Genomic DNA, 7,759 nt, shown 5'->3' on the forward strand with positions numbered 1-7,759 from the left:
GTGCGGGGGGTGGGTGCCTTGGGTTCTGTGGAGCGGGCCGGGGCGGCGGTGGCCGGGGCGGAGGGTGCGGCGGACCGGGCCGGGGCGGCGGAGGGTGCGGCGGGCGCGGTGGACGCGGTGGTGATGGTGGGTGAGGCGGTGACGGCGGCTGCGGGCCGTGTCGAGGCGCCGGCTTCAGGCCGTGTCGGGGCGCCGGCATCGGGGGCGAGTGCCCGCGTCGATGCCTGAACCGACGCCCGAGTCGGCACCTGAGTCGGCGCCTTGGACGACGTCTGATTCGGTGCCTTGGCCGGTGTCTTGATCGGTGCCTGAAGCAGCGTCCGTACGGGTGTCGGTGTCCGCGTCTCCGAGGACCGGGCGGCCGGGGCGAGGGCCATGGGTCGGACCGTGCCGCCGGCGCCCGGGAGCAGGCCCGCGCCTATGTGCGAGCCGTCGCCGTCCCCATCGCCGTCGTCTTCGTCGTTGCTCCTGCCGTCCCGGCCCTCGCGGTCGTTGTTCCAGCCCGAGCCGCCCCGGCCCGACTCTCCCCTGCCCGACCCGTTGCCGCTCCGGCCGTCACCGAAGTCACGGTCGTCCGAGTTCTTGAGCACGCCCTTGCAGTACTTCTTCACCTGCTCGGCGCCCTTCGCCGCGTCCTCCAGACCGCGTCTGCGCTCGGAGTCGAGGTTCTTGCCGTCGCGGAAGTCGCGGCAGACCGAGGCGAGCCAGCGCCACCCCCGGGCGGGCCGCCCCTCGCGCCGGTCCTCGCCGGGATCGGACCGTGCGCCCGGGTCCGTACCGCCGCGCGCCTCTCCGGGCGGGACCGGACCCTTGCCGGTCGGGCCGCCCGCGCTGCCGTCGGGCCGCGGCTTGTCGGGGCCGCCGCCCGGCTTCTTCTCGGGGGACGGCGAGACGAGCGGGCGGTCCGGGGTGACGTCGACCGTCGCGGACGAGCCGGGTTCCGGTTCCTCGCCGCCGAACGGCAGGACACCGGAGGTCGCGGCCATGGCGGCCCCGCCGATCATCCCCGCGGCCAGCGCGGCGGCGAGTCCGTATCGCACCGGGCGGCCCCAGCGGGAAGGGTCGCGCCGATGGGCGGTGGGGCGGCCGAGATGGATCAGGCCCGCGTCGGAGGAGATCTGGGAGGCCGCGGAGGAAGCGGCGGCGGCCGAGGCCGCCGAGCGGGTACGGGTACGCGGGCCGAGGCTCGCACGTTCGCCGTTCTTGCCGGTGCGTGCTTTGCGGAAGGCGGCCAACGCGGCGGCCTCGCCGGGGAGTTCGGCGTCGGCGGGCGTGGATTCGGCGGTCTGCGTGCCCAGCGCGTCGAGGGCTTCGAGCGCCTCGGTGAGCCGGTCGGCCTGGTCGCGGCTGTCGGCGTCGACGGCGTTCAGCGGCTCGCCGCGCAGCAGCCGCTCCGCCGTATCGCGGTCCAGCCACCTGTACTGCTCGTCGGCCATCACATGTCCTTCTGCGTCCGCGAACGCGTATGCGTCACACCGGCGGACGTCACCGCGCGGGTACGCGGTTCTGCGTGTGGGGGTCTTTGTGGGGGTACGGAACTCAGGGATCCGGCCGATTCCGGATCCGCGCCGATCAGCTCCGCGAGCCGTTTCAGACCGCGGTGCGCGGCCGTGCGGACGGCGCCCGGCCGTTTGCCCAGGGTCTCGGCGGCGGTCTTCGCGTCGAGGCCGACGACGACGCGCAGCACGACGGCCTCGGCCTGGTCCTGCGGGAGCTGGGCTATGAGGGAGAGGGTGCTGCCGGTGGCGAGGGCCTCGATGGCCTCACCGGCGGTGTCGGACTCGGCCGCCCTGCCGGTGAGCTCGGTCTCGTCGCCGCCTATCGCGGGGCGGCGGCCACGCATGCGTATGTGGTCGAGGGCGCGGTTACGGGCGATCCGGGCGGCCCAGCCGCGGAAGCGGTCGGCGTCGCCGCTGAACCGTTCGAGGTCACGGGCGATCTGCAGCCAGGCCTCGGACGTGACGTCCTCCGCGTCCGGGTCGCCGACCAGCGTCCGTACGTACCCCAGGAGCCGTGGATGCACGGCTCGGTACACAGTCCGGAACGCGGTCTCGTCTCCGTCCTGTGCCGCAAGCACCGCGGCGGTCAGCTCCGCGTCGTCCCCCAGCACCGCACTCCCTCATGCGCCTAAACCGGCGCCGCTCTCGCGGACGTGGTTGCTCACCATCGTGGTTGCCCGATCGATGGTCGCGGTCGTGGATCCTTCGTGGATTCAGGTCTGCCGCAGTCCGGCGCGAAAGGCACGTTACGGCGTGAAACCGTTCCCCGTCCATGTCCGTACAACGTGCAACTATCCCGTCCCGGCGTGGGGTGTGACACAAAACGCACCTCCGACGCTGAAGCAAGTACGGGCCGCCGCGCGGCCCGTGCCGCGCGACGGCCGGGGCCTCTCCTGTGGGGGGTGGCGGCCTCGGCCGTTGCCATCGGCACGGTGAGGCTGGGGTTTTATCCCGCTTTGCACCCTTTTGTCGGCCGCTCTCGGTCAGTCGGCCTTGCTCTTCGAGTTCTTGGTGGCGCCGCTGCCGGGAGTCTTGGAGGCCTTGGACGTCTTGGACGCCTGGGGTGATTTGCTCGGCTTGACCTTGCCGGCGTTCCCCTTCTCCTTCTTCTTTTCCTTCTTCTCGTCCTGCTGCTCGGCGCAGTACGCCTCGACGTTCTCCGCGCCGCCCGCGGCTTGTATCAGCCGCTGCCAGGCAGTCGAGTCGAGGGCCTTGCCGCGCTTCTTGACGGAGTCGTACGCGCGGCAGTGGGCCTCGGTGTCCTGGGCGGACGTCGGTCGGCGGAAACCGCGGTCGGCCTGGGCGGGCGCGGACTGATTCGGCGCGGCTGCGGGCGGGCCGGTCGGAACGCTGCTCGCGGGCAGGGGCCCGCCCCGCTCGGCACCCTCGTCCCGCGTTCCGTCGCCCGCCGAGCCGATGGCCGCGACCGCCACTCCGCCGAGCGCCAAGCTCGCCACCAGCGCCACCAGGGTCGTCCGCACCGACCGGCCGCTCCGCCGCTCCCGCTCCGGCCGCCAGTCGTCCCGGCGCCGGTTGTGCGCCGACGCCCGGTGCGCCCCCTCGTCCCGCGCCGCCCGGAACGCGGCGAGCACCCGCCGCTCGGCATCGGCATCGACCGCACCGCCGCGCACAGCGGCGGCGAGCAGTTCACCGAGGTCGGCCGGGTTCGGGGCAGGGAGGTTCGAAGGGTCGTCGGGGCCGCGTTGTTCAGCCATGTCCGTATCCGCCCCACCCTCGCCGGCCGAGGACTGCTTGCCGTTCATCTCGACTCCCCCAGCGTGCTGGGCCCGTCATCCGTCACACCCTCCGCGTCGAGCCGGCTCGCGAGGCGCTTCAGGCCCCGGTGCGCGGCGGTGCGTACCGCGCCGGGGCGTTTGCCGAGGACGCGCGCGGCGGCGGGGCCGTCGAGGCCGACGACGACACGCAGCAGTACGGCCTCGGCCTGGTCGCGCGGGAGACTTGCGACGAGTTCGAGCGCGTACTCCGTGGAGAGGGATTCCAGGGCCTGGTCGTGCGTGCTGTGCGGGCCGGGCAGGTCGAGCATGTCCTGTTCCAGCGCGGACGCCCGCGGCCTCACCTTCAGCCGCCGCAGATGGTCGAGGGCCCGGTGCCGGGCGATGGTCGCGGTCCAGCCGCGGAACCCGGCCCCGTCTCCGCGGAACCGCCCCAGGTCCCGGGCGATCTCCAGCCAGGCGTCCGACGCCACGTCCTCCGCCTCGTCGCCGACCAGGCCCCGCAGGTACCCGAGCAGTCCGGGCTGCACGAGCCGGTACGCGACGGCGAAGGCGGCCTCGTCCCCGTCCTGCGCCCGTGCGACGGCCGCGCCGAGTTCACCGTCGGACGTCCGCCCGCGGTGGGATTCCCCTCCCTGGCCCAACAGTGTCCTCGTTCACGCCGAGTTCGTACCGGATCCGCACCGCGCGGCGCGCGTCGCCATGTCCGCGCGCCCCCAAGGTCATCAGCGTCGGACGGCACGGAAATGTCACAGCCCGTCAGATGGCCTGGCGGCCTCACGACCGGCTCCAGGCCCGGTTCCGCGACCGGCACGATCACCGGTCCGGCCAGTCCGGCCGGTCCCGCGAGTCCCGCCCGCCTCGACGGACCCGGTTCCTTTACCGGCCCCACGCCCGGTTCCGCGACTGGCACGACCGCCGGTCCCACCAGCCCCGCTGGCCCTGCCGGTCCCACCGACCCCGCCCGCCTCGACGGACCTGGGCTGCGCGGGCAGCCCCGGCAGTGCAGGCAGCCCGGGTCGCGCCCGCCCGTGCAGTTGCAGATAGAACGTCCGCAGGGACTCCCGTTCACCCACCTCGAACCTCTTCACGACCTTGCCCAGCGGATTCCACACCCGCCCGTCCGGCATCCGTACGCCCACCGGCCGGCCGAACAACTCCCGCTGCTCCTCGTCGAACTCGACCCACACGGCACCGGCCCGGCGGACGAGCACCTCACCGGCGTACACCCCGAGCCCGAACAGCACGTGCCCCACGGCCGTGCGGTCCCGGCCGCTCTTGCGCAGCCCGTCGACGATGAAGTCGACCACCCGCAGGCTCGCGACCGAGTAGTCCAACGGCAGTTGGCTGCGGGCCGTGACGTCCCGCACGAACTCCGCCGCGTGCCGCCGCATCCGCAGATCCGCCGACAGCCTTGTCCTCTCCACCGTTTCCGCCCCCTGGCTCACCGCTCGCGCATCCGCCTCTGGCAGACCAAGCGGGGCGGGCGCCGCGAACATCACACGTCACCGCAGTGACAAGGGTCACGCCACAATTAGCTGATACCCGTACAACCATCCGACCCCCTTGGACGTCTGCGCGAACGCGAAGTGACGTACCCCACAGCCCTGTTGGGTGATGTTTAACCTCGTCTTACCGCTGAATTAGAAAGCCACCCCAGTGACGGGTGGGTTTTTTGTGAGGATTTCCTAGGGGTGGGGCATTTGAGTCGCCGGACGACCCATGCGTACAAGCCGCTGAGCCTGAAGCGGAGAGCGTGGCTGACGATAGGGGCCGTGGTGCTGGGCGGGACGGGCGCCGTGACGTACGCCGTCGCGAACCCGAGCTCGGACCCGGCCGTGGACGCCGCGCGCAGCAAGCGGCCCGTGAAGGTGCACGAGCTCACGATGGAGAGCGACGGCTCGGGCCGGCGCGAGGTCGAGCGGACGAGCACCGCGCAGTTCTCGCTGCTCGGGGTCACCTGGACCGGCGCGAAGACCGAGCTGGACGGCACCGCCCAGGTACGCACCCGCGACCTGGCGACGGGCGAGTGGACCGGCTGGCAGAACCTGGATCTGGAGCCGCACCCGGTCGACAAGGCCGAGCCGGGCGCCAAGGAGGCCCGCGGTGCCTCCGATCCGCTGTGGGTCGGCCCGAGCGACGGTGTCGAGGCGCGGGTGGTCGCGGCCGACGGCTCGACGAGTTCGCCGCTGCCCAAGGGGCTTGAGGTCAGCCTGGTCGACCCGGGTGTGACCTCGGCCGAGGCGAAGAACAAGGCACTCGGCACGACGACCGGCAGCTCCCTGGAGAACGCCGCGTTCGTCGCCGAGGACCCGACCGACTCGCCGACCCCGACCGACCCGGCCTCGGACTCCCCGTCGCCGACGGACTCCACCGGTACGGAGCCCACGACCAGCGCCCCGGCGACGCCCACCGAGAGCAACTCGGAGAGCGCGTCGGAGTCCGCTTCCCCGACCCCCGACCCGGTCCCGTCCCCGCCGCCGTCCACCGTGGCGCAGCCGCCGATCGTCTCCCGCGCCCAGTGGGGCGCCGACGAGTCGATGGTCAAGGACCCGCCGGAGTACATCGACAAGGTCAGCGCGGTCTTCGTGCACCACACGGTCGGCACGAACGACTACAGCTGCGCCGAGTCCCCGGCGCTGGTGCGCGGCATCATGGCGTACCACGTGCAGAGCGAGGGGTGGAACGACCTCGGCTACAACTTCCTGGTCGACAAGTGCGGCCGGATCTTCGAGGGCCGCGGCGGCGGCATCGACCTGCCGGTGCGCGGCGCGCACACGTACGGCTTCAACGGCGACTCGGCGGGCGTCGCCGTCCTCGGTGACTTCGAGGGCGCTGCCGCCACCTCCACCACTCCGGCGAAGGCCGCGGGCAAGCCGAGCCGCGCCGCCCTGGAGTCCGTGGCGCGCGTCGCCGCGTGGAAGCTGGGCCAGTACGGGGGCAACCCGAGCGGCCAGGTCACACTGACCGCCGCCGCCGACACGGGTGTGTGGAAGGCGGGCGAGCAGGCCACGCTGAACACGATCTCCGGCCACCGCGACGGCTTCGCCACCGCGTGCCCCGGCAAGAACCTGTACTCGAAGCTGAGCGAGATCCGCCGGTACGCGTCCAGCCCCGGCAAGAACTCCGCGATCCCCACTGCCGACTTCAACCGTGACGGCATCAGCGACGTCGTCGCCGCCACGCCCAAGCAGGGCAGCGGCTGGCTCACGCTCGTGCCGGGCGGCGTCAACGGCCCCGTCTCCGCCTCGAAGGTGAAGCTCAACCAGGGCAGCGCCGGTGTTCCGGGTGCCGCCGAGTCCGGCGACCAGTGGGGCACGGCCTCCGCCTGGGGCGACATCAACGCCGACGGCTACGCGGACCTCGCGATCGGCGCGCCCGGCGAGGACGACACGACCGGCCACGCGGACCGCGGTGCCGTAACGATCCTGTACGGCCCGAAGTTCGACACCGGCGCCGACACCATGGCGCTGGGCGACGACTACGAGCCGGCCGGCGCACGCTTCGGCGCGACGGTCGCGGTCGGCGACTTCAACGCCGACGGCAAGGCGGACGTCTTCACGGCGGCCACCGGCACGGGTGGCAACTGGGCGGCCCGTTTCAACGACGGCCACGAGGTCGCCGGTGACCTCACCACCGTCTCCGGCGCCCTCTCGTACGCGGACGCCACGAGCGGTGACTTCAACCGGGACGGCTACGCGGACGTGGCGCTCAACTACCGCGACGCGTCCGGCGTCGGCAAGGTCACCTGGTTCAAGGGCTCCAAGTCGCTGGGCCTGTCGAAGGTTTCGACACTCTCCGTGAAGGGCGGCCGGTCCATCGCCTCGGGCGACGTGAACGGCAACGGCTACGACGACATCGTCATCGGGCAGCCGTACGCCACCGAGTCCGGCGCGATCTCCGGCGGCCAGGTCACCATGGTTCCGGGCACGTCGACCGGCTTCACCACGACCGGGATGACGAAGATCACCCAGGACACGGCCGGGGTCGCGGGCGCCAACGAGTCCGGGGACGCGCTGGGTACGTCGGTCTCCGTGGGCGACTTCAACGCCGACGGTTACGCGGACGTCCTCGCCGGTGCCCCGAACGAGGACATCACCCGCACCACCAACCGGGCCAACGCGGGCGCGATCTGGCTCTTCAAGGGCGCCTCGTCGGGCCTGACGGGTACAGGCTCTCTCTCCTACTCCCAGGACACGACGGGTGTCCCCGGCTCCACGGAGAAGGACGACAAGCTGGGCTCATCCGTCTCCCTGACGGACGTCTCGGGCCACGGCCGCGCTCATCTCCTCATCGGCGCGGAGGGCGAGGACGCGGGCAACGGCACGCTCCTGTACCTCCCGACGACGGCCTCCGGCGTCTCCGTCGCCAAGTCGGCCTACTACGGCGTAGCCCAACTCGCTACGCCGACGGCGGGCCGCCTGGGCCAGTTCCTGACCCCGTAGCCCGACAACCGAAAGCCGGGGCCTGCGTTGTGCGGGCCCCGGCTTTTTCTTCGCCCCCGCCGCCCCTACCCATTCCCGTCCC

6 protein-coding genes are annotated in these 7,759 nt (G+C 72.6%); 1 reads left to right on the top strand and 5 read right to left on the bottom strand.

Going from position 1 to position 7,759, the window contains the following annotated elements; all coding sequences use genetic code 11:
* The 5 genes from AOK17_RS42025 to AOK17_RS53845 form a co-directional block, all read right to left on the bottom strand.
* A partial coding sequence (locus AOK17_RS42025) for a hypothetical protein (protein WP_055617920.1) occupies window positions 1–1,436 on the bottom strand: 1,436 nt, incomplete at its 3' end.
* Complete coding sequence (locus AOK17_RS42030; protein WP_055617921.1) at window positions 1,436–2,110, bottom strand: RNA polymerase sigma factor; 675 nt, start codon at window positions 2,108–2,110, stop codon at window positions 1,436–1,438. The genes AOK17_RS42025 and AOK17_RS42030, both read right to left, overlap by 1 nt.
* Before the next feature lie 372 nt (window positions 2,111–2,482).
* Complete coding sequence (locus tag AOK17_RS42035) at window positions 2,483–3,214, bottom strand: hypothetical protein (RefSeq protein ID WP_157881511.1); 732 nt, start codon at window positions 3,212–3,214, stop codon at window positions 2,483–2,485.
* A gap of 44 nt (window positions 3,215–3,258) precedes the next feature.
* The gene (locus tag AOK17_RS42040) at window positions 3,259–3,876 is read right to left on the bottom strand and encodes an RNA polymerase sigma factor (RefSeq protein WP_055617923.1); all 618 of its coding nucleotides are present in this window, start codon (window positions 3,874–3,876) and stop codon (window positions 3,259–3,261) included.
* Window positions 3,877–3,981: 105 nt separating this feature from the next.
* Window positions 3,982–4,659 carry a hypothetical protein gene (locus AOK17_RS53845; protein WP_342671559.1) on the bottom strand — a complete coding sequence of 226 codons (678 nt, stop codon included), beginning with the start codon at window positions 4,657–4,659 and terminating at the stop codon, window positions 3,982–3,984.
* Window positions 4,660–5,010: 351 nt separating this feature from the next.
* Between AOK17_RS53845 and AOK17_RS42050 the strand changes: the two genes are divergently transcribed.
* Window positions 5,011–7,677 (top strand): FG-GAP-like repeat-containing protein, encoded by a 2,667-nt coding sequence (locus AOK17_RS42050; protein ID WP_425424683.1) that lies wholly within the window; start codon window positions 5,011–5,013, stop codon window positions 7,675–7,677.
* The last annotated feature ends 82 nt before the right edge of the window (window positions 7,678–7,759 follow it).

The sequence above is a fragment of the Streptomyces phaeochromogenes genome (assembly GCF_001418655.1).
GTDB classification, from domain to species: domain Bacteria; phylum Actinomycetota; class Actinomycetes; order Streptomycetales; family Streptomycetaceae; genus Streptomyces; species Streptomyces phaeochromogenes.

Bases quoted from the DNA above. Each gene is read 5' to 3' on its own strand.
- AOK17_RS42035 (WP_157881511.1), bottom strand. From the start codon at position 3,214: ATGGCTGAACAACGCGGCCCCGACGACCCTTCGAACCTCCCTGCCCCG.